Source organism: Hymenobacter ginkgonis (assembly GCF_009755225.1).
Taxonomy (GTDB): Bacteria; Bacteroidota; Bacteroidia; order Cytophagales; family Hymenobacteraceae; genus Hymenobacter; species Hymenobacter ginkgonis.
Genome location: NZ_WQKZ01000001.1, coordinates 1324622 through 1345287, shown reverse-complemented (window position 1 = coordinate 1345287; position 20666 = coordinate 1324622). Strand labels below are relative to the sequence as shown.

General features: G+C 60.6%; 14 protein-coding genes and 1 pseudogene. 8 read left to right on the top strand and 7 right to left on the bottom strand.

Annotated features, from left to right (window positions below; all coding sequences use genetic code 11):
• Nucleotides 1–161 precede the first annotated feature (161 nt).
• Both parS and GO988_RS05365 read left to right on the top strand, forming a co-directional pair.
• A complete protein-coding gene (gene parS, locus GO988_RS05370; protein ID WP_157562468.1) occupies nt 162–605 on the top strand; it encodes a type II RES/Xre toxin-antitoxin system antitoxin in 444 nt (147 codons plus the stop codon).
• 24 nt (nt 606–629) lie between these two features.
• Nucleotides 630–1085, top strand: coding sequence for an RES family NAD+ phosphorylase (locus tag GO988_RS05365; RefSeq protein WP_317164792.1), 456 nt, complete (start codon nt 630–632; stop codon nt 1083–1085).
• 9 nt (nt 1086–1094) lie between these two features.
• On the opposite strand, the gene GO988_RS05360 is transcribed toward GO988_RS05365, so the two are convergent.
• On the bottom strand, nt 1095–2426 hold the full coding sequence (locus GO988_RS05360; RefSeq protein ID WP_157562467.1) for a gluconate:H+ symporter: 1332 nt from the start codon (nt 2424–2426) through the stop codon (nt 1095–1097).
• Nucleotides 2427–2662: 236 nt separating this feature from the next.
• Nucleotides 2663–4174, bottom strand: coding sequence for an acetyl-CoA carboxylase biotin carboxylase subunit (accC, locus tag GO988_RS05355; RefSeq protein ID WP_157562466.1), 1512 nt, complete (start codon nt 4172–4174; stop codon nt 2663–2665).
• 291 nt (nt 4175–4465) lie between these two features.
• On the opposite strand from accC, the gene GO988_RS05350 reads away from it, so the two are divergent.
• Nucleotides 4466–5704, top strand: coding sequence for an aminotransferase class I/II-fold pyridoxal phosphate-dependent enzyme (locus GO988_RS05350; RefSeq protein ID WP_317164791.1), 1239 nt, complete (start codon nt 4466–4468; stop codon nt 5702–5704).
• Nucleotides 5705–5965: 261 nt separating this feature from the next.
• Nucleotides 5966–6142, top strand: a pseudogene (locus GO988_RS24550) (histone H1); the annotation flags it as partial.
• A 250-nt stretch (nt 6143–6392) separates the two neighbouring features.
• On the opposite strand, the gene tyrS reads toward GO988_RS24550, so the two are convergent.
• The gene (tyrS, locus tag GO988_RS05340; RefSeq protein ID WP_157562463.1) at nt 6393–7742 is read right to left on the bottom strand and encodes a tyrosine--tRNA ligase; all 1350 of its coding nucleotides are present in this window, start codon (nt 7740–7742) and stop codon (nt 6393–6395) included.
• A gap of 124 nt (nt 7743–7866) precedes the next feature.
• On the opposite strand from tyrS, the gene holA reads away from it, so the two are divergent.
• Entirely contained in the window at nt 7867–8928 is a 1062-nt protein-coding gene (holA, locus tag GO988_RS05335) for a DNA polymerase III subunit delta (protein ID WP_157562462.1), read from the top strand.
• A gap of 48 nt (nt 8929–8976) precedes the next feature.
• Here holA and GO988_RS05330 read toward each other — a convergent pair whose 3' ends face one another.
• A complete protein-coding gene (locus tag GO988_RS05330; protein ID WP_157562461.1) occupies nt 8977–11448 on the bottom strand; it encodes an outer membrane beta-barrel protein in 2472 nt (823 codons plus the stop codon).
• A 957-nt stretch (nt 11449–12405) separates the two neighbouring features.
• Here GO988_RS05330 and GO988_RS05325 point away from each other — a divergent pair.
• A complete protein-coding gene (locus GO988_RS05325) occupies nt 12406–13086 on the top strand; it encodes a PA2169 family four-helix-bundle protein (protein ID WP_157562460.1) in 681 nt (226 codons plus the stop codon).
• Between the two features lie 149 nt (nt 13087–13235).
• On the opposite strand, the gene GO988_RS05320 is transcribed toward GO988_RS05325, so the two are convergent.
• Nucleotides 13236–14954, bottom strand: coding sequence for a M28 family metallopeptidase (locus tag GO988_RS05320; RefSeq protein ID WP_157562459.1), 1719 nt, complete (start codon nt 14952–14954; stop codon nt 13236–13238).
• 285 nt (nt 14955–15239) lie between these two features.
• Between GO988_RS05320 and GO988_RS05315 the strand changes: the two genes are divergently transcribed.
• Both GO988_RS05315 and GO988_RS05310 read left to right on the top strand, forming a co-directional pair.
• Nucleotides 15240–16253 (top strand): hypothetical protein, encoded by a 1014-nt coding sequence (locus GO988_RS05315; protein ID WP_157562458.1) that lies wholly within the window; start codon nt 15240–15242, stop codon nt 16251–16253.
• Between the two features lie 78 nt (nt 16254–16331).
• Nucleotides 16332–16532, top strand: coding sequence for a hypothetical protein (locus tag GO988_RS05310; RefSeq protein ID WP_157562457.1), 201 nt, complete (start codon nt 16332–16334; stop codon nt 16530–16532).
• A 152-nt stretch (nt 16533–16684) separates the two neighbouring features.
• Here the strand turns inward: GO988_RS05310 and GO988_RS05305 are convergent, their stop codons facing one another.
• Complete coding sequence (locus GO988_RS05305; protein WP_317164790.1) at nt 16685–18952, bottom strand: GH92 family glycosyl hydrolase; 2268 nt, start codon at nt 18950–18952, stop codon at nt 16685–16687.
• Nucleotides 18953–19117: 165 nt separating this feature from the next.
• A complete protein-coding gene (locus GO988_RS05300) occupies nt 19118–20458 on the bottom strand; it encodes an MFS transporter (protein WP_157562455.1) in 1341 nt (446 codons plus the stop codon).
• Nucleotides 20459–20666: the final 208 nt, after the last annotated feature.

The window sequence follows — 20666 nt, the reverse complement described above, 5'->3', positions numbered from 1 at the left end:
GTAGGAAGGGAGCTAAGCTCCCTTCCTACCCCCTTGTTTTGGGCCGAACTGACGGTTGAGCGGCGACTGCTGGTCTGCCGGGCCGGAACAAAAAGGAAAAGTTTCTGTTTCTTAGGGAAATATTTCCCACCTTTGGGGATAAAGTCACGTTATTACTGTCCATGCTCACCGCATCTATCCATTCCGTCAGTGCCTATCCCGCCGCCCTTGCCAACCTGGAGGCCGTGGTAACCGATGCGTTTGCCCTGGTGATGCAGGCGCGCACGGGTGTGCCGGCCAAAACGGCTTTTGCCGTAGCCAACCTGCTGCTGCTGAGCGTAGATGAATTGGCCGACCTGCTGCACACCACCACCAAAACCCTGCGCACCTACCGCGACGCCAACAAGCGCCTGGCCCCCACGGCCAGCGAGCAGGTGCTCAAGCTGCTGGCCCTGGCCCAGCAGGGTAGGGAGGTATTTGGCGATGCCACGGCTTTCCGCCGCTGGCTCAGCAAGCCCGCTTACGGCCTCAGCGACCAAGCTCCGCTGGCGCTGCTGCAAACCAGCGGGGGCATCGACCTGGTGGCCGAAGAGGTGAGCCGCATCGCCTACGGTGATTTTGCCTAGCACCCGTGCTTCCGTAGCAACAACGTGGAAATCTACCGCATCTGCCTGGCCAAGTATGCCGGTGAACTAGTAGCCTCCGGCAATCCTGGCCGCTGGAATCTGCGTGGCCAATTGGTGATTTACGCCGCTGGCAGCCGCGCCCTGGCCTGCCTCGAAAACGTGGTGCACCGCAGCGGCGAAGGCCTCATTAGCCTGTTCAAAGTCATTCGCATTGACGTGCCCGACGCGCTAGCCATCGAAGAACTGACCCTTGACCAGCTGCCGGCCGACTGGCAGCAGCCCAGCCACTACGCCCGCTGCCAGCCGCTGGGCGCCGACTGGTACCGCCGCCAAGCGGCGGCGGTGCTGCGCGTGCCCTCGTCCATCATCGCCCACGAGCACAACTACGTGCTCAACACCCGCCACCCCGATTTTGCGCAAATCCGCATCGCAGGCTGGGAGGATTTTGCCTTTGACCCCCGCATTAAAGAAGGGGGGTAGGAAGAAACATCAGGCGTGGCGCAGCAGCGGCAGCGCCCAGTCGAGCAGCAGCACGCCCGCAAGGCCCACCACCGACACGATGGTTTCCATCATCGACCACGAGCGGAAGGTGTCTTTGATGGAGAGGTTGAAGTATTCTTTAAACAGCCAAAACCCGCCGTCGTTGACGTGCGAAAACAGCAGGCTACCCGCCCCAATGGCCAGCACCATCAGGTTGGGGTCGGCGGGCGAGTGGGCCAGCGTGGGCAGCATGATGCCGGCCGCCGTGAGCCCCGCCACCGTGGCCGAGCCCAGGCACACCCGAATAATACCCGCAATTGCCCAGCCCAGCACCAGCGGCGGCAGGCCGGTGCCGCTGAGCCCGGCCGCAATTTGCCCGCTGGCGCCGCTGGCCAGCAGCACTTCTTTAAGCGCGCCCGCCCCGCCGATGATGAGCAGAATGGGGGCCACGTCGCGCACGGCCGCGGCGTAGGTTTCCATCACATCGCCGCGGCTTTTGCCCTGCGCCGTGCCCAGGCTGAACGTGGCCACCACCACCGACAGCAGCATCACCACGCCCGGCTCGGCCAAAAAAGCGAGGGTAGGGGCCAGCGGCCCCCGCGCCGGCAGCACTGCCTGCAGCCCGAGCACCACGGCCAGCACCAGCACCGGCAGCAGCGACGATAAGAAGCTGTTGGCCCGCCCCGGCAGCTCGCCGGCCGGCCGCAACTCGGCCACAAAGCTGGCCAGCGGCCGCGACACAATGCCCTTCAGCGTGCGCGTATACAGTGGCCCGGCGATGACGATGGCCGGTACCGCTACCAGCAGCCCATACAGAAAAGTCAGCCCCATATCGGCGTGAAACTGCACCACCAGCGCCGTCGGCGCCGGGTGGGGGGGTAGGAACCCGTGCAGCACCGACAGCGACGCCAGCATCGGCAGGCCCACGTACACAGCCGGCAGTCCGTACTGCCGCACCACCGAAAATATCAGCGGCAGCATCAGCAAAAAACCGACGTTGTAGAACAGCGGAATGCCCACCACGAAGCCCGTAGCCATCAGCGTCCACTGGATGTTTTTGGTGCCGAAGGCGCCAATCATCGTGCTGGCAATTTGCTGGGCGGCGCCGCTGTCGGCCACCAGCTTGCCCAGCATCGCGCCCAGCACCACCACCAGCGCCACCGAACCCAGCGTGTCACCCAGGCCCTTTTGCACCGCGCTCAGCACCTGCGTGGGGGGTAGGCCCAGCGCAAACCCCACCGGAATCGTCACCAGCAAAAACGCCACAAACGTATTCACCTTTCCCCAACTGATGAGCACAATGAGCGCCAGCACCGCCAGCAGAATGATGAGGAGCGTCATGCAAAAAAAGCGGGCTGGATAGGGAAGAAGAAGGGAAGAACTACACTGGCCTACACACCAGCGCGCATGTAGGGCCGCGTCACTCGTGTCAGCTTTTCAGGCGCGGCCATGCCTTGGTTAGCATAACCTGCGCCCACGGTTACAGGCCCAGCTGGCTGGCCGCTCGCACGGCCCGAATGACGCGGCCCTAAAGGCACGCTAGCGGGAGGGCCTATACCAAGCCGGTTGCTTACTAATTATCCTACCCCCATCCGATTGCGGCGCCACGCCGAGGCTGGCGCGCCGGCCGTTTCGGCCGTGGTAGCGGGGGTAGCCGGCTTTTTCTCGCTGAGTAGCATAGCTACCAGCGCGGCGGCCACTTGAGCGGTGCCTTCGTCGGGCGTGGTGGGCGCCAGCGCGGCGGCGCTGAAGTGGTCGCGCACAAAATTGGTGTCGAAGTGGCCGCTCACGAAGGCCGGGTGCTTCAATACAAAAGTGCCGAAGGGTAGCGTAGTTTCGATGCCCGTAATCTGGTATTCGGCAATGGCGCGCAGCATGCGGTCGATGGCTTCCGCACGGGTGGCGCCGTAGGCTACCAGCTTGGCAATCATGGGGTCGTAGTAAATCGGAATGTCCATGCCCTGCTCGAAGCCATCATCGACGCGCACGCCGGGGCCCTGGGGCCGCACGTAGGTGCTGAGGCGCCCGATGTCGGGTAGGAAGTTGTTTTGTGGGTCTTCCGCATAAACCCGTAATTCGAGCGCGTGGCCATTTATCGCCAAATCTTCCTGGCGGAAGGGCAGGGGTTGGCCCTCGGCCACCCGAATCTGCTCCTTCACCAAGTCGAGGCCCGTAATCATCTCCGTGACGGGGTGCTCGACTTGCAGGCGGGTATTCATTTCGAGGAAATAGAAGCGGTGCTGGTCGTCGAGCAAAAACTCGACGGTGCCCGCGCCCGCGTATTGGCAGGCGCGGGCCACTTCCACGGCGCAGCGGCCCATCTCGGCCCGCAGCTCGGGGGTAAGCACCGACGACGGCGCTTCCTCAATCACCTTCTGGTGGCGGCGCTGAATCGAGCATTCGCGCTCAAACAGGTGCACGATGTTGCCGTGCTCATCACCCAGCACCTGAATTTCAATGTGGCGCGGGCCCGTCACAAACTTTTCAATAAACACTGCCCCGTCGCCAAACGCCGATACAGCTTCGTTAATAGCCAGCTGCATTTGCTCCTCAAATTCAGCGGCGCTGTGCACCAGGCGCATGCCCTTGCCGCCGCCGCCCGCCGAGGCTTTTATCAAAATCGGAAACCCTACCCCCTCCGCAATGCGCTTGGCCTCCTCCACGTCGGCAATGGCCTCGTCGGTACCCGGCACCAGCGGAATGTTATAGGCTTTCACGGCCTGCTTGGCCGAGAGCTTGTCGCCCATTAGCTCCATCGCCTCGGGGCTGGGCCCCACAAAAATTAGCCCCGCCTCGCGCACGGCGCGGGCAAAACCGGCATTCTCCGATAAAAAGCCGTAGCCCGGATGAATGGCATCGACGCCCAACTCGTGGCAGATTTCAATAATCTTATCACCCCGCAAATAGCTCTGGGCCGAAGCGGGCGGGCCCACGCACACGGCCTCGTCGGCGTAGCGCACGTGCGGCGACAGGCGGTCGGCCTCCGAGTAGATGGCCACGGTGGCAATACCCATTTCTTTGGCCGAGCGCAGCACGCGCAGGGCAATTTCGCCGCGATTGGCAACTAGAAGCTTAGCTATTTTTTTCATGCAAGGGTGGGCGGTGGTAGGAGCGCAGCGCTTTTGCTGCGCGAACGTAAGAACGAGGCGGGCTAGTGAACGCAAGCGGCGCGCGGCGCGCAAGCTGTGCGCTGCTTTCAGCCACAAAGAAAACCTTAAACTGCCGCCTTACGATAAAGAGCGATTGGCCCGCCCCCGTGCTACGCCCAAATTATGTACAACGGCGGGGCCGGCCTATCTTTGTCGTTTAACCGTATTTGCCGGGCGAGCCGCTGCGGTTCGCACTTCTCGCACTTCTACTCTTATTCCCCCAGTTTTTCAGTGGATATTTTTGACCGCGTTTCCGCCAATCGGGGCCCGCTGGGCTCGCACTCGCACTACGCCCACGGCTACTTCACGTTTCCCAAGCTCGAAGGCGAGATTAAGCCCCGCATGCAGTTTCGCGGGAAAGAGGTCCTGACTTGGAGCCTGAATAACTACCTCGGCCTGGCCAACCACCCCGAAGTACGGCAAGCCGACATCGACGGGGCCACCGACTACGGCATGGCCTACCCCATGGGTGCCCGCATCATGAGTGGCAACTCGACCTTGCACGAGCAGCTCGAAAATGAGCTGGCCGACTTCGTGAAGAAGCCCGCCGCGCTGCTGCTCAACTTTGGCTACCAAGGCGTAGTGAGCATTATCGACGCGCTGGTGAGCCGCCACGATGCCATCGTGTACGACGCCGAGTCGCACGCCTGCATCATCGACGGTGTGCGCCTGCACCAGGGCAAGCGCTTCGTGTTTTCGCACAACGACATGGAGAGCCTCGAAAAGCAGCTGGAGCGTGCCAAGCGCCTCACCGACGAAACTGGCGGCGGCATCCTGGTCATCACCGAAGGCATGTTTGGCATGTCGGGCAACCTGGGCAAGCTGCCCGAAATCGTGAAGCTGAAGGAGAAATACAACTTCCGCATCTTCGTCGACGATGCCCACGGCTTCGGCACGCTGGGGGAAACGGGCGCGGGTACGGCCGAGCATTTAGGCTGCCAGGAGGGCGTAGACCTAATTTTTTACACCTTCGCCAAGAGCATGGCCAGCATTGGCGCGTTCGTGGCGGGCCAAGAAAGCGTTATTGAATATTTGCGCTACAACATGCGCAGCCAAATTTTCGCCAAATCCCTACCCATGCCCCTGGTCGTGGGCGCGCTAAAGCGTTTGGAGCTGATTCGCACCCACCCCGAGTACCGTGAAAACCTCTGGACCATCGTGCGGGCCCTGCAAAGCGGGCTGCGCGAAAAAGGCTTCAACATCGGCACCACCGAGTCGCCGGTGACGCCGGTGTTCCTCAACGGTCAAATCCCGGATGCCACGGCGCTCACCTTCGATTTGCGTGAGAATCACGGAGTTTTCTGCTCTATTGTGGTATATCCGGTGGTGCCAAAGGGCGTTATTATGCTGCGCCTCATCCCTACGGCTGTTCATACGCTAGAAGATGTGCGCCAAACGATTACAGCATTTGAAGTCATTGCTTCTAAGCTCGACAAAGGGCTCTACAGCAAGCAGCCCGCTACTGCTTAAGGCAGTGGTTACTACGTAGCCAAAAACGACTCGGCCGATTACCCTGCAAGGTAATCGGCCGAGTCGTTTTTGTACTTTACGAAGATATGCAGACGAGTTAGAATTCAGTAAAAGTACATATTCACCAAAAAAATGCCTCTGCAAGGCCGGAAATGAGGTTTTGAAAAAAACTTGGAAACCTTGCTTGCTTAGAAAGTCCCTGTATATTAGGGCCGCGTAAGCACAATTGGCTTTTTCTCACCCCTTTTTCCACCACCCTACATGGCAAACCCTTTCAATAAACTAAAAGACCTCATTACTTCGCTGGAAGATGACTTCGAAAAGTCGTACGACAAGCAGAATGCCGCCGCTGGCACCCGCGTACGCAAGGGCATGCAGGAACTGAAAAACCACGCCCAAGCCATCCGCCTGGAAGTGCAGAACATGAAGAACACGTCGAAAGACGGTGCTGCTGCTCCGGCTGCTAAGAAAGCCGCTCCTGCTGCCGCCAAAAAGGCTGCCCCAGCCGCTGCTAAGAAAGCCGCTCCCGCCGCTAAGAAGAAGTAAGACTACACATTAGTACGGATTTTAGCGGCTTGCACGAATTCCGTGGCCGGCTGCTGAGCCATAAAGTAAAAAAGCCCTGCCAACCGGCAGGGCTTTTCGTTTTTGGGGCCTTGGGCTTTAGTGGGGGGGGTAGGGCGGCGCGCTAGCTCAGCTCTACGAGGTAGTAATTCTTTTTGCCGCGCTGCACCACCAAGTACTTATCCAGTAGCAGCGGCAACTCGGCCACGAGGGTATCGGGAGAGGTAGCCTTCTGGCCGTTCAAGCTTAAGCCATTGGCCTGCACCAGCTTGCGGACTTCGCCGCGCGAAGGCAGAATCTGCTTGTCGGTAGCTTCGCTCAGCAGCACGGCGAGGGGTAGGGCGGTGGCTTCGGTGCGGGGCACGCGCAGGTGCGGCACGCCCGCAAACACATCGAGCAGCGTGGCTTCGTCGAGGGCCGCGAGGTCGCCGCCGCCAAACAGCACCTGTGAAGCCGCTACGGCCGCTTCATAAGCGGCCTGCGAATGCACGCGGATGGTCACGTCCTTGGCCAGGGCCTTCTGCAGCGTTTTCAGGCCGGGGTTTTGGGCGTGCTCAGCTTCGAGGGCTTCGATTTCAGGCTGGCTAAGCAGCGTGAACACGCGAATGAGGCGGGGCGCGTCGGCGTCTTCGGCGCGCAGAAAAAACTGGTAAAACTGATAGGGCGACGTTAGGGCCGGGTCGAGCCACACGGTGCCGGTTTCGCTCTTGCCATACTTGGTGCCGTCGGCCTTGGTGATGAGCTGGCCGGTGAGCGCGTAGGCTTTATCATCGGGGCCGCCGAGGCGGCGAATCAGCTCGGTGCCGGTGGTAATGTTGCCCCACTGGTCGCTGGCGCCCATTTGCAGGGTGCAGTTCAGGTTTTTGTAGAGGTGAAAAAAGTCGTAGCCCTGTAGCAGCTGGTAACTAAATTCGGTGTAGCTGATGCCTTCGCTACCCCCGCTGCCGGCGCCCTCCTCGCTGCCACCGATGCGGCGCTTTACCGAGTCTTTCGCCATCATGTAGTTCACGGTGAGATGCTTGCCCACATCGCGCAGAAAGCCCAGGAAGTTAAAGCCCTTAAACCAGTCGTAGTTATTGACGAGCACCGCGCCGGTGGGCGCATCGTTAAACTCCAAAAACTTTTCGAGCTGGGCCCGAATACCGGCCTGGTTCGCGCGCAAGGTGCTTTCGTCGAGCAGGTTGCGCTCGGCTGACTTGCCGCTGGGGTCGCCAATCATGCCGGTGGCCCCGCCTACCAGCGCCACCGGGCGGTGGCCGGCGCGCTGCAAGTGCACAAGCAGCATAATGGTGGCCAAGTTGCCAATGTGCAGCGAGGCGGCCGTGGGGTCGAAGCCGATGTAGCCCGATACGGGCGCGGCGCTGGCCAAGTGCTCGGCGGTGCCGGGCATGGCGTCGTGGTACATGCCGCGCCACTTTAGCTCGGCGAGCAGGTCGTGGGTAACGGGCTGGGGGGTAGGAATCTCAGGGGACATACACAAAAAGACGGCGGCCTCAACTGGCCGCAAAACAGGCGGCAAAGGTAGCCGGGCGGTAGCTTTGTAAGGCGCAAGGTGCGGGACCAGCCCTACTGGGTACAGCCCCACGCTTTATTCTACTATGGCTACCAGCACTCCCGAAGACATTCTCAAGCACGTGCAGCAGCGGCAGTTTCAGCCGGTGTATTTTTTGCAGGGCGACGAGCCTTATTTTATTGATACGGTGGCCGATGCGCTCGAAAACTCGGTGCTGCCCGAGGCCGAGCGCAGCTTCAACCAGACGGTACTCTACGGCAAGGATACCGATACGGCGGGCATCCTGGGGCAGGCCAAACGCTTTCCGATGATGAGCGACTACTCGGTCGTCCTGGTGAAGGAAGCGCAGGCAGTAGCCGATTTGGAGAGCGAAAAAGCCTGGCCGTTCCTCGAAGCCTACCTCAAAAACCCGCTCGCCAGCACTGTGCTGGTGTTTTGCTACAAGCACAAAACGCTCGATAGCCGCAAAAAACTTGGTAAGCTGCTGGCGGGCAAAGACGCGCCCGGCGTGGTGCTGATGACCACTAAAAAGCTCTACGACAGCCAAGTGCCGCAGTGGCTAACGGCCTACGTGCGCAGCCGCAAGCAGCAGATAACGGGCGGGGCCACCGCCCTGCTGGCCGAATACATTGGCGCCGACCTCGGCCGGCTGGCCAACGAAGTAAACAAGCTGCTGCTTAACGTGAAGGCTGGCCAGGCCATTGATGAAGACCTGGTGCAGCGCATGGTGGGCATCAGCAAGGAATACAACATATTTGAGCTGCAACGCGCTTTGGTGCAGCGCGATGTGCTGAAAGCGAACCGCATTCTTACGCACTTTGCCGCCAACCCCAAGGCCAACCCGCTCATTCCGAACCTGACGCTGCTCTTCAATTTCTTTACGCGCCTGCTCATGCTGCACCAAGCCGGTCCCAACCCATCGGACGCCGATATGCAGAAAATGGGCATCAACAAATTTGCCCAGAAAGAATACCAGCAGGCCCAGCGTCAGTTTAGCCCCGAGCGCACCATCGACCTCATTCACCTCATTCGCCGGGCCGATGCCCAGAGCAAGGGCATCGAGAGCGGCAGCATGGACGAGGGCGAAATCCTGCGCGAACTTGTGTGGCTGATTTTGCACCCCGTGCCGGTGGCGGCGGTGGGGTAGGGCCTGCGCCCTACCCCCGCTAAATACCTGGCCTATTGGAAAGCGTGCCTACTGCCCGGCGGCGCGGCGCAACTCCTCTTCGGCGCCGGCGGCGCGCTTGCGGGCGGCCGCCACTTTGCTGTTGCCGAAGCGGTAGGTGAGGGCAGCCGTGACGACGCGCAAATCTTGGCGGCGGTAGAAGCGCTCGGTGAAGTTGGCGAAGGTATAGGTGGAGTTGATGGGCGTGGTGTAAAAAATATCGGCCACGTTCAGGCGAAAAGTGCCTTTTTGGCTCCACAGGCTTTTTTGCAGGCCCGCCGCCACTTGCCCCCGTGCGCGAAGCGCCTCAAAGCCATATACTTCGCGCGATTCGTAAAAGCCGTTTAGCTCGGCCGACCACCCCTTGGGCAGCGTGAAGCTGCTGTTGAGCGTGAGGTTGCAGGCCACTTGGCCGCGGTCGAGGTCGGTGCCATTGAGCTGGCCTAAAAAGCGGTTGTAGTAGAAAAAGCCGGTGGCGTAGAGCTCCCACCACTTGGTGAGGGTAACCGGCGCGGTGAGCGTGAGCGTGTAAAAATGCTGGGTACGCAAGTTCACGTCTTGGTTCACGACCAAGTGGTTGCCGTCGGGCGAGGGCTGCACCACGTTCACGATGGGCTGGTCGGTGCGGGCATAGGCCAGGGCGGTGCTGAATTTCTGCCGATACGTATGCGTCAGCTCGAAATTGTAGCTGGTGGCGGGCATTAGGTAGGGGTTGCCGGCGCTGTAAGACGTGGCGTTGAGGTAAGCGCGCAGCGGGTTCACCTGCACGTAGCTCGGCCGGTCGATGCGGCGGGTCAGCGACAAAGCCAGCGCGTGCCGGTCGTTGAGGGTGCGCTCGGCCACCACGCTCGGAAAGAGCTGGAAATAATGCTGCGTGCGCGAGGCCGCATCGGAAGGCGCAGCCAGGGTATTGGATTGCTCGGCGCGCAGGCCGGCTTGCAGCGTGGTTTTGAAGGCCGACCCGTGCAGGTTGACGTAGGCCGCATTTACGTTCTCCTCGTACCGAAACTGGTTGGAAATGGCCAGGTCGATGGTGCGCGGGCCGTTGGCCGTATTCGCAAACACTACCTCGTTGTCGGAGGTGATGCGGGTAACCTTGGCACCTGCCTCGAGGCGGGCCCGGTGGCGTAGGGGCCGGCTATAATCGGCGCGGGCCGTGCCAATGCTGAGGGTGCTGCGCTGGTCGCCGGTGAGCAGGGTAGGCGCCTGGGCCGGGGCGTCGAAATACGTAGTTAAATCCAGCAGGCGGGTGGTGCGGTAGCGGGCGTAGTCGGCATCGGCGGTGAGCGTGGCAGCATTGGCCGAATCGGCGAAGGGGTGGCGCAGGTTGAGGTTGGCGCTGCCGCTGGGCCGGTTAATGTCCTGGGCAACCTCGGAAGCATAGCGGTCCGCGGGCGCGCCATTGGCCCCGTAAAGCTGCGTTTGGTTGGTGGTAGTGGCCTGCGTTTGGCTGGCCAGCCCGGTTACCGATACGCCCAGCAATGTGCGCTTGGTTAGGTTCAGGTCGAGGCCCAGCTTGGCCGCGTGCGAGCGCAGCTGCGATACCTGGTTGTTGGTCAGCACGCTGCTGGCGGCCGGCAGGCTCGGCGTGGCCACGAACTGCCGCTCGTCGTCGATGCGCGTGAAGTAGCGGCGGTCGGTGTAGGTATAGTTGCCGTAGGCGTTGAGGTTTTTGCGGCGGTGGTTGAGCGTCAGGCCCCCCGTAAATTTGCCGTATTCGCCACGGCCGTAGCTGGCGTTGGCGCTGCCGTTGGTGCCCAGGCGCTGGTCTTTTTTGAGATTGATAGCGATAACGCCCGCCCCGCCCTGGGCATCGTAGCTGGCGGGCGGGTTGGTTATCAGCTCGATGCTCTGCAACTGCTCGGCGGGTAGGGCCCGCAGGTAGTCGGCTAGCTCGGCGCCCGTGAGGGGCACGCGCTTGCCATCGAGAATAAGGAGCAGGCCCTGGCGGCCACGCAAGCCTAGGTTGTCGCCATCGACGGTCACACCCGGCGCGCGGCCCAGCACGTCGAGCGTGGTGGCGCCGGCCGCGAGCGGGCTGTCGGCCACGTTCATGATGGTGCGGTCGGGTCGGTGCTCGAAGAGTGGCCGGCGGGCCGTCACGGTCACGTCCTTCAGCGAAGCAGCCTGGCTAGGCACTAAGATGATGGCGGGCAGCGTCAGCACGCCGCCGGGCAGCTCAAACGCCGGGCTCCAGTAGCGCCCAAACCCCACCTGTGCCACCGATACGCGGTAGCGCCTGCCCGCTACCGCTTCGAGGCGAAAGGCCCCCTGTTTGTCGCTAAACTCGGTTTTGACCGCCACCGAATCGGTGGCGCGGTGCAGCGTAACGGTGGCCAGCTCCAGGGCAGGGCTGCTGCCACTGCCCACCGTGCCGCGCACTGCGGCGCGCACCTGCGCCCGCCCGGCCAGCGGTAGGGCCAGCAACCCGCTGACCAGCAATGCCCATTTTAGTTGATAAAGCGCAAAATCGGACCGAAATAGTGTAACGTGTACTACCATAAAGTGGACAAATGCCAGACGGGTTGCCACACCCGCCGCTAGGCCCCGGTAAGCAAAGCAAGCTGCAAATGCTGGCGGCAAATGCAGCACTTGTGCAGCAACATGTAAATATGTGGCATTGCGCGTTAGCGCCCACCATATTTGCTAACAATACGTTAAAATGGGGGTAGCCGAGCCGCTGGCATCCGCTAGTAGTTGTCCGGCGTACAGGGCCGCCCCTTGGGCCATACCGGCCGAGGGCAGGCGCCCGTGCACGGGGCAACTAAGCCAACGCCTGCCCGGCGGCCAGCACCCACGAAAAAGGGCGCCGAAACTAAACTCCTCTTAATGCACTGACTGTAAAAGACGTAAGCATAGGTTGTTTCACCCGTGCTTTTTGAGGATGAGTAAGTCTACAATTCTTTTCGTCGCTGCTGCCAAATCAGCCAAGGTCTTCGGCCACGCCCAGTACCCGTTTGCCGAAGGCGCTTGGAGTGAAATGCTGAGACAGGGACCTGGGACCCTAAAAAAGGGGTAGCAAAAAAGTAGCGCGCGGCGCGCTGTTCGCCCTTGGCGGGGCATATTCGCTCACTTGCCCAAAGAACAGCCAGTCTACTGCATCGGCCCCAGCCCGGGCCGAGCTATTGTATTTTGTCAATGAGCGCCTTGCGGCCTACCCGCGTGCCGTAACCGGTGGCCACGGCCCGGGGCTGCGCGGTAACTGTCGGCCGCGGGTGAGCCAAAACCAGCAGTTTGCCACTGGTCCGGCCCAGGCAGGCAGTGAGTGCCAGGCCAGCACCCACGTGAGTGCTTCCCCCTCGGGGGGGTAGGCGCCCTTCAAAATCCACTCTAGTGCAGTGCGCTTGTGGAAAAAGAAACACGCATTCAGAAAAAACGCTATTTGCCAGTTTTGCCTAGCCTTACCCGTGCAACTGGCCGTATACAGCTTTATTTCCCAGTAACTTATTTCCAGTACCTATGAACCAGCCCAGCGCTCCCGCTACCCCCGAACCTAAGAATTTGCTTGACCAAGCGCAACAAGCTCTTACCAACGGCACTGTGCCCGACCTGCTTAGCAAAGTACCCGACACCCTTAAGGATGCCAGCGACAAAACTGTTAGTGCCTTCAACAAGCTCACTACCACCCAGAAAGTAGTGGGCGGCGCCCTGCTGGCAGCGGGCCTAGCCCTGCTGATAACTCCCAAGAAAAAAGGCAAAGCCAAGCGCGAGGCCGCTGCCCTAGACCGCCTATTGCTCTTCGTCAACGACCGTATTGAGGGCTACAAACGCGCCGTGGCCGAAAGCAAGGACGCGCAATTGAAGAGCTACTACCAGCAGCTAGTGAGCCAAAGCCAGCAGTTTGCTAGCAGCCTTAACGGCTACCTCACCGCTAAAGGGGGCGACCGCGAAACCGGTACTACCCTCAAAGGCAAGCTCTACCGCAAGCTGATGGACGCCCAGGCCGTGGTTGTTGCCCGCGACGAAAAGGCTATCCTGGCCGCCAACGTTTACGGCGAGCGCTGGGCCATCAAAGCCTACAAAAAAGCTTTGCGTCGCAACGCCTTGAAAGGCCAGGCGCGCGAGGCAGTAGAAAAGCAGTTTGCTACCTCGAAGCAAACGTATAAGAGGCTGAAAGAACTTACCGCGCAGCAAGCGTAGCGTAAGCCTGCCAGTTTAAGAAAAAAGCCCCGTTGGGAGTGGCCTTTAGGTCACTCCCAACGGGGCTTTTTTAGGGGGGTAGGGCTGTGGCGGCGCCCTACTGGCTGCTGGCAGGTGCGCCGATCCTGGTGTGGCGCGTCAAATAAAAGCTACTGGGGGCGGCTTTTCTCGCGGGTGGCTCGGAACTCGGAACTGCCTTTCCACTGCGGGAAGGTAGTTTCGCTCGCCAGCTTTTGGCCGATGCGGAACAGCAGGCGGGCATCTTGGGCGGCCCCGCGCAGGTCCCACTGGGGGTTGTACTGGTCGGAAGGCTGGTGGTAGTTGTTGGCCTCGAAGTCTTTACGCTCTTTTTCGGCAAAGGCTTTGCCGTGCAAGCGGCTCTCGAAGGCCCCGCTGGCATAGAGCGCGGGAATGCCCACCTTGGCAAAGCTGAAGTGGTCGGAGCGATAGAAGCTGCCGGTTTCGGGGTGCTGGTAGGGAATGACGTAGCGGTTTTGCTCCTTGGCTGCGGTGCGGGCGTAGTCGTCCAGGTCCGACTGCCCGTAGCCAGTGATGGTGAGGTCGCGCATGGGGCCAAACGCCAGCAACTCGTCCATGTTGATGTCCGCCACCGTGTTTTTGACCGGGAAAAGCGGGTGCTGGGCGTAGTAATCAGAGCCAAGTAGGCCTTGCTCTTCGCCCGTCACGGCCAGGAAAACGATGCTGCGCTGGGGCTTTTCTTTAGCTTGCACGAAACCGTTGGCAATAGCCAGGAGGCCGGCGCAGCCGCTGGCGTTGTCGAGCGCGCCGTTGTAAATCGAGTCGCCGGCCACGGCCGGCCCAATGCCGAGGTGGTCCCAGTGCGCCGAGTAGATGATGTACTCTTGGGGCCGAACGGTGCCGGGCAGCACGGCCACCACGTTTTTGGAAGACTTGTAGGTGATTTTGTTGTGGAGCGTGGTCGTCAGGCTCAAGCCCAGGTCTTTGCCGCGGAAGCCCGGCTTGTTGGCGGCGGCGTAGAGCGCGTCGTAGTTCTGGCCGGCGGCGCTGAAGAGGCGCTTCGCCGCGTCAAGGGTCATCCAGCCTTCGAGGGCCACTTTGCTGGCGCCGTGGTCGGGCGTTTGGGGGTGCAGCTTGGCGCCGCCATTGCTGCTTTGCACCACCGTCCAGGGGTAGGAGGCGGGCTTGGTATCGTGGATGATGACCAGGCCGGTGGCGCCGTGGCGGGCGGCTTCCTCGTACTTGTAGCCCCAGCGGCCGTAGTACGTCATGGCGTTGCCTTTGAAAAGCGTGGTATCGTTGCCTGCGTTGCCGGGGTCGTTGATGAGCACCACCACGGTTTTGCCCTTCACGTCGAGGCCAGCGTAGTCGTCCCACTTATACTCGGGCGCCGTGACGCCGTAGCCGGCAAATACCAGCGGCGAATTTTTGATTTCGACCGTGGGCTTTTCGCGCTCAGTCAAAAACATGTAGTCGGTGCGGTAGTGCAGCGTCAGGCTTTTGCCCTGGCCCGCGATGGTAGCCGTTGAGTCGGGCTTACCAGCAATTTCCACCAACGGCACCGCTTGGAAGTAGCTGCCATTGGGGCCCGGTTTCAACCCCAGCTTCTTAAACTCGCTGGCCAGGTAGCTCGTAGCCTTTTCTTCGCCCGCCGTAAATGGCCGCCTACCCTGAAACTCATCCGAAGCCAGCACCTTGATGTGCTGGGCAATGAGCGCGGGCGTAATGCCATCGGCGGGGGTAGGCACGCTGGCCGTGTCGGTGGGGGCTGCCTCGGCCGGCTGGCCAGTAGCAGCGGTTTCGGAGGACGTGGATTGGCCCTGGCAACTCGCCAGCAAAAGGCCCGCCGCAACGGGGGCTAGCCAGTGGCGCATCGTAACGGAACGCATCAGCAAATAAGGATTGAGGGTGGACTAGAGCCGCGCAATGAGCCCGGCTCTCCTTCGCCCAAGGCGAAGGCCGCGAATGTAGCGTAGGAAAAGCGGCGAGATACGGAAAACCCGTGGCGAGGAGCTCACCCCAAAGGCCGCCCAAAGCCGGCCCTGGCCCGGCCAGCCGTGGGCTGTGAGCCGTAGCGATGGCCGTTTTTAACAACGGTGGCTTGGGGTGCTGTGCGGTTTAGCTGGCCGCTACCTTAGCAGCCGGGCTTATCAGTACAGCCCTTAAGAGACGCAATGAAATACCTGGCGACGCTACTTTTTGCTTTAAGCCTCCTACCCGCCCTGGCGCAGCAACGGTTCACTACCCGCAATTTATTGCTCCCCAAAGAGCTGGAATTCTACGATAACCAGTTCTCGGGCCTCGCCGTCAGCAAGGACAAGCTGCTTCTCATGACCGAGTGCCGGCTTCAGGACAACGCGGAGGCCAAGCTCTATGCCATAAAGCTCACGGACCTCGACCGCCAGCTAACCGACAGTACCTACGTATTGCCCTACCAGAAACTACGGCTCCCAAACCTGCCAGTATTGCGCGCTAAAATCGACGCCTTGGGGCAGCGCTACGAGGGGCTGGAGGCCCTGCTGATTGACAAAGACGTCGTCTATCTCTCGGTCGAAACGGCTACCCCCTCCGCCAATTGCTACCTGCTTAAGGGGCGCCTCCATGCTGCCACAATCGACCTAGATACTGCCTTTTTAGTGCCGCTAACTAAGCCACTGGCGGCAGATGGCTCGCATATTTACAATGCGGGCTTTGAGGCACTAGCTAAATCGCACAAGCAGCTTTTTGCCTTTTTCGAATTTAACTATTTCCCCGCTAAGAACTACGCCTACGCATTCGAGCGCCCACCCCTGCGCAGCACCAGTACTGCCACTAAAGTGCTTTTCGAGAAGCTGCCTTTTCGCATCACGGATGTCACGGCCACGGGTAGCAACCACTTCACGGCCATCAACTATTTCTTTAAAGGGGAAGGCGAAGACGCCGTGTACCGAACCCCTACGGCCGATGTCGGCAATGCCCACCTCATTGCCGACAAGGGCGTCTTTAAAAACTATTGTAGGCTGATAACCATCGAGTTTAAAGGAGACAGCTTTAGCTGGAAACCAGTTTGGGAGTTTCCTGAGCAGTACAGGGGCTACAACTGGGAGGGCATAGCTGCCTATAAGCAGGGGTATTTTATTATCAACGATAAATACACCCCAACCCGCCCGTACCGAAGCACGCTCTTGTACTTGCAGCAAGCCAACTGAGAGGGCAACCCTGTGGGATAACGCCGGCCGTGCCGCCACCGTACTAAGCAGGTATTCCCCTTAAAACTGATTTCACCCATGAGCGATAACCAACCAAGCAACTCGCTGGGCGGCATGATTGCCAGCCTGTTTCGCGGCAAAACCACCGATGATGGCACGCCGAGCGGCGGCTTCACCTCCCAGCACAAAGTGCTGAGCGGCGCCCTACTGGCCGCTGGGGCCGCCTACCTCTACAAACGCAGTAAAAACAAGCAAGCGGCTATTAGCAGTAATAGCTAGGTCAGCCGATTTCTGCGCGTATCTATTTTCTGTATAAGCACTTATTGAAAGTTAGGCTCCGCCGAGAATAGAAACCGAAAAGCCACAGTGCACCCTGTGGCTTTTCGGTTTCTATCACTTTATACGACCAAGGGGGTAAGGAAAGTAGTCTGTTATTTCGCAGCCCTACCCCCCATTACAAACTCCAGCGTGCCGCCCTGCAGCACCTCGCTCACGGGCAGAAATGGCCGCGTCAGCAGCTTGCCATTCAGGCGGGCCGACTGCACGTAGACGTTCTTATCGCTTTGGTTTTTGACGCTCACGGTGAAGGTTTTGCCCTGGCCGACTTGCAGCACGGCACCGTGCACGGCGGGGCTACCCAGCGCGTACTCGCCCGAGGAGGGAGCGACGGGGTAGAAGCCCAGGGCCGAGAAAATGTACCAAGCCGACATCTGGCCGCAGTCGTCGTTGCCGCCCAGGCCATCGGGACCCTGGTGATACATCTTGTTCAGAATCATGCGAATGCGGGGCTGAGTTTTCCAGGGCTGGTCGGTCCAGTTGTAGAGGTAGGCGGCGTGGTGGGCAGGCTCGTTGCCGTGCACGTAGTTGCCGATGATGCCGTCGCGGGTGATGTCTTCGGTTTCGGCGAAGAACTTGTCGGGCAGGTTCATCGTGAAGAGCGAGTCGAGGTGGGGCACGAAGCGCGGGCTACCCCCCATTTTGGCGATGAGGGCGGCGGGGTCGTGGGGCACGTAGAGGCTGTAGTTCCAGGCGTTGCCCTCGATGTAGGCAGGGTCGCTGGTGGTGAGCACGTCAAACTTCGGGCGGAACGAGCCATCGGCGAGGCGCGGGCGCATAAAGCCAATGCGGGCGTCGTACACGTTTTGCCAGTTGGTGGCGCGCTGGCGGAATTCTTGCTCCAGGTCGGGGCGGCCTAGCTTCTTGGCCGCCTGCGCAATGCAGTAATCGTCGAAGGCGTATTCGAGGGTTTTGGACACGGATGCGCCATTCTTGTCCTCGGGCACGTAGCCTTTGTCGATGTAGAGGCCCAGGCCGTCGTACCAGCGCTGGCGGGCGGTGGTTGCGCAGGCATCGAGGGCTTTGTTTTGGTCGAAGGGCGCGTTGCCGAGCACGATGGCCTCGCACACCACGGGCACCGAGTGGTAGCCAATCATGCACCAATTTTCGTTGGCGTAGTGGCTCCACACGGGCAGCATGTGCTCAGCGCTCTGGTCGAAGTGCGCGAGCATACTCTGCACCATGTCGGCGTTGCGGCGGGGCTGCACGAGGTTGTAGAGCGGGTGCAGCGCCCGGTAAGTATCCCAGAGCGAGAAGGTAGTGTAGTTAGTGAAATCCTTGGCGGTGTGATTGTTCTGGTCGAGGCCGCGGTACTGCCCATCCACATCTTGGTAGATGGTGGTACCGGTGAAGGCGTGGTACATGGCCGTGTAGAAATTCTCCTTATCGACCCGGCGCGGCGAGCGGATGGTGATTTTGCTCAGCTCCTGCTGCCACTGGGCCTGGCCCTGGCGCTTGTAGTCGGCGAAATTCCAGCCGGGGGCTTCGGCGCGCAAGTTGGCGCGCGCGCCGGCCGTGCTCACGGGCGAGAGGGCCAGCTTCAGCTTGATTTGCTGGCCGGAGGTAGTCGGCCCAAAGTCAAAATGCAGGCGCAGCTGGTGGCCGGCGAGGTCGGGCCAGTTGTGGGCTTGGTCGAAGCGGCCCCAGAAGCCCCGGTAGGGCTGCTTCTGGTCGTAGTTGCGGCTGCCGTATTGCTTGAAGGGCTTCGAAAAACTCAGGGCAAAGTACACCGTGCGGGTGCGGCCCCAGCCGTTGGTTTGGCGGTAGCCGGTCACGAGCGAGTCGTTTTCAACCCGCACGAAGGTCCAGGTATTTTTGCCGGGGTAGTTGTAAATTCCGGCCATCAAATCGAGGATAAGGTGCGACTCGTCGGCCTGCGGGAAGGTGTACTGGTGAATCCCTACCCGCGTGGTGGCCGTCAACTCGGCTAGGATATTGTGGTCGGCCAGCCGCACTTTATAGTAGGCCGGCTCAGCTACTTCCGTGGCGTGCGAGTAGGCCGAGCGGTAGCCGCTTTGCGGCTTATCGGCGGTGCCAGGGTTGAGTTGCAGCGGCCCGGTAGTGGGCATTACCAAAAAATCGCCCAAATCGGAGTGGCCCGTGCCGCTAAAATGCGTGTGGCTGAAGCCCACGATGGTAGGGTCTTTGTATTGATACCCCGCGCAGTAGCTGTATATCTCCGGGTTGTACTTGCCGTTTTGCTCGTAGCTGAGAGTGTCGGTATCGGGCGAGAGCTGCACCGCGCCAAAGGGCACCGTGGCCCCAGGGTAGGTGTGGCCCATTTTGGCCGTGCCCACCAGCGGGTGGGCGTATTGCACGAGGTTTTCGGGGGGGGTAGGGGCCGGGCGTTGGGCCACTGCCACACAGGGGAATAGGAGGAGAGCCGGGAGCAAATGCTTCATGCAGCAAAGTAAAGCGGCTGGGCTTATCGTGGACTTTTATAAAACAGCGGGGCCCACCGTGGCTCGCCGGCCTGCTACCAGGCCGGCGAGCCACGGTGGGCCCCGCTGTTTCACTTGCGTAAGGGGCTAGTTGCGCTGCACTTTATAGAACTTCGCCCCGTACAGAAATACCACCACGTAGCAGATAATGGGCAAATAATAGGCGTGCGCCACGCTCACATCGGCCACGGGGCCCATCACGAAGCGTGGAAAAAGCGCCGCGCCCACTACCCCCATCACAATGAACGACGAAGCCAGCTGCTTGTGCCGGCCCAAATCTTTGAGCCCCAAGCTGTAGATGGTGGGGAACATGATGCTGAAAAAGAAATTGAGCGCAATAAGCGCCCCAAACGATACCCAGCCCCAGTGCTGGGCTACGAGCAGGCACATGCCGATATTAGCCACGGCCACGGTGGCCAGCAGGCGGTTGGGGGCGATAAACTTCATAAGGTAAGTACCCAAAAAGCGTCCCAGCATCATGCCTACTAGGCTGAGCGAGAAGAAGTAGGCCGCTACGTCGTTGGCCAGGTGCGGCAGGCCGGGCACCAGGCCCACGGTGCGGCTAAAGAGGGTGCCGGCCTGCCAAAATCCCTGGATGGCCGGCCCCGGCTTCAGGCCCATATAGTCGGTGCCGTAGTTGATGAAGTACGCCCAGGTACCGCCTTGCGCCGCCGTGTTGAAGAGCTGGGCCACGCAGGCCCACACAAAATGCGTGTGCTGAAACAGCTTTTTGTCGGCTGCTAAGTCGGTAGGGTCCTCGGCGGTGCCCAACGCGGGCTCGTCGATGAGCGGGGGCACTTTCACAAAGAAAAATGCCAGCCCAATGCTGCCTACTACCGCCCCAATGAGGCCGTAGAGCACTTTCACCGACGTAAGGTCGCCGGTAGCGTGGGTGCCGCGCAGCACAAAGTAGCCGCCAATGAGCGGCCCCGACACCGCCCCGATGCCGTTGATGGCGTGGGCGAAGTTGATGCGGCGGTCGGAGCTGTGCAAGTTGCCGAGGCCATCGAGGAAGGGGTGTGCCACGGCCTCCAGCGTAGCCAGCCCGCAGGCAAGTACGAATAGGGCAATGCGCAGGTAGCCAAAGGATAAGGCAGTGGCGGCGGGCACCATCAGGAAGGCGCCGGCCGCGTAGAGGCCCAGCCCGAGCAGCACGCCCTTCTGGTAGCCAAAGCGCTTCATAAACCAGCCGGCGGGCAGGCCCATAACGAAGTACGCCCCAAAAATGGACAATTGCACCAGTGCCGAATCGGCCTTGCTCACGTGCAGCACCTCCTGAAAGTGCTTGTTGAGGATGTCGCCCATCGTCACGCCCACGCCCCAGAGCATAAACAGCGAGGTGACAAAAATGAGCGTGAGCACGTAGCGGCGCTCGGTAAAAGGGGGCGGCCCGGTAGCGGGGGCAGAGATAGAAGTTTGGGTAAGCATGGAAGGCAAGTGGGTGAGGGCTAGGTGAGCACGACTGAAAGCTACGCTGCACAAGCCCAACCACGCCCGGTAAGTTTAGCCTGGCACCGCCAAAATAGCCGGAGCTGCCCCGCGCGTGCCAAGCGGCCAAATACCTCAGCAGTAAGCAGAAAATCAACCAGAAAGGGCCAGCGGGAAAGGATGGGTGCTTTCCTTCATTCAATTAATT

Coding starts and splice junctions, on each gene's coding strand:
- parS (WP_157562468.1), top strand. CDS start 162: ATGCTCACCGCATCTATCCATTCCGTCAGTGCCTATCCCGCCGCCCTT.
- GO988_RS05360 (WP_157562467.1), bottom strand. CDS start 2,426: ATGACGCTCCTCATCATTCTGCTGGCGGTGCTGGCGCTCATTGTGCTC.
- accC (WP_157562466.1), bottom strand. CDS start 4,174: ATGAAAAAAATAGCTAAGCTTCTAGTTGCCAATCGCGGCGAAATTGCC.
- tyrS (WP_157562463.1), bottom strand. CDS start 7,742: ATGTCCCCTGAGATTCCTACCCCCCAGCCCGTTACCCACGACCTGCTC.
- holA (WP_157562462.1), top strand. CDS start 7,867: ATGGCTACCAGCACTCCCGAAGACATTCTCAAGCACGTGCAGCAGCGG.
- GO988_RS05330 (WP_157562461.1), bottom strand. CDS start 11,448: ATGGTAGTACACGTTACACTATTTCGGTCCGATTTTGCGCTTTATCAA.
- GO988_RS05325 (WP_157562460.1), top strand. CDS start 12,406: ATGAACCAGCCCAGCGCTCCCGCTACCCCCGAACCTAAGAATTTGCTT.
- GO988_RS05320 (WP_157562459.1), bottom strand. CDS start 14,954: ATGCGTTCCGTTACGATGCGCCACTGGCTAGCCCCCGTTGCGGCGGGC.
- GO988_RS05315 (WP_157562458.1), top strand. CDS start 15,240: ATGAAATACCTGGCGACGCTACTTTTTGCTTTAAGCCTCCTACCCGCC.
- GO988_RS05310 (WP_157562457.1), top strand. CDS start 16,332: ATGAGCGATAACCAACCAAGCAACTCGCTGGGCGGCATGATTGCCAGC.
- GO988_RS05300 (WP_157562455.1), bottom strand. CDS start 20,458: ATGCTTACCCAAACTTCTATCTCTGCCCCCGCTACCGGGCCGCCCCCT.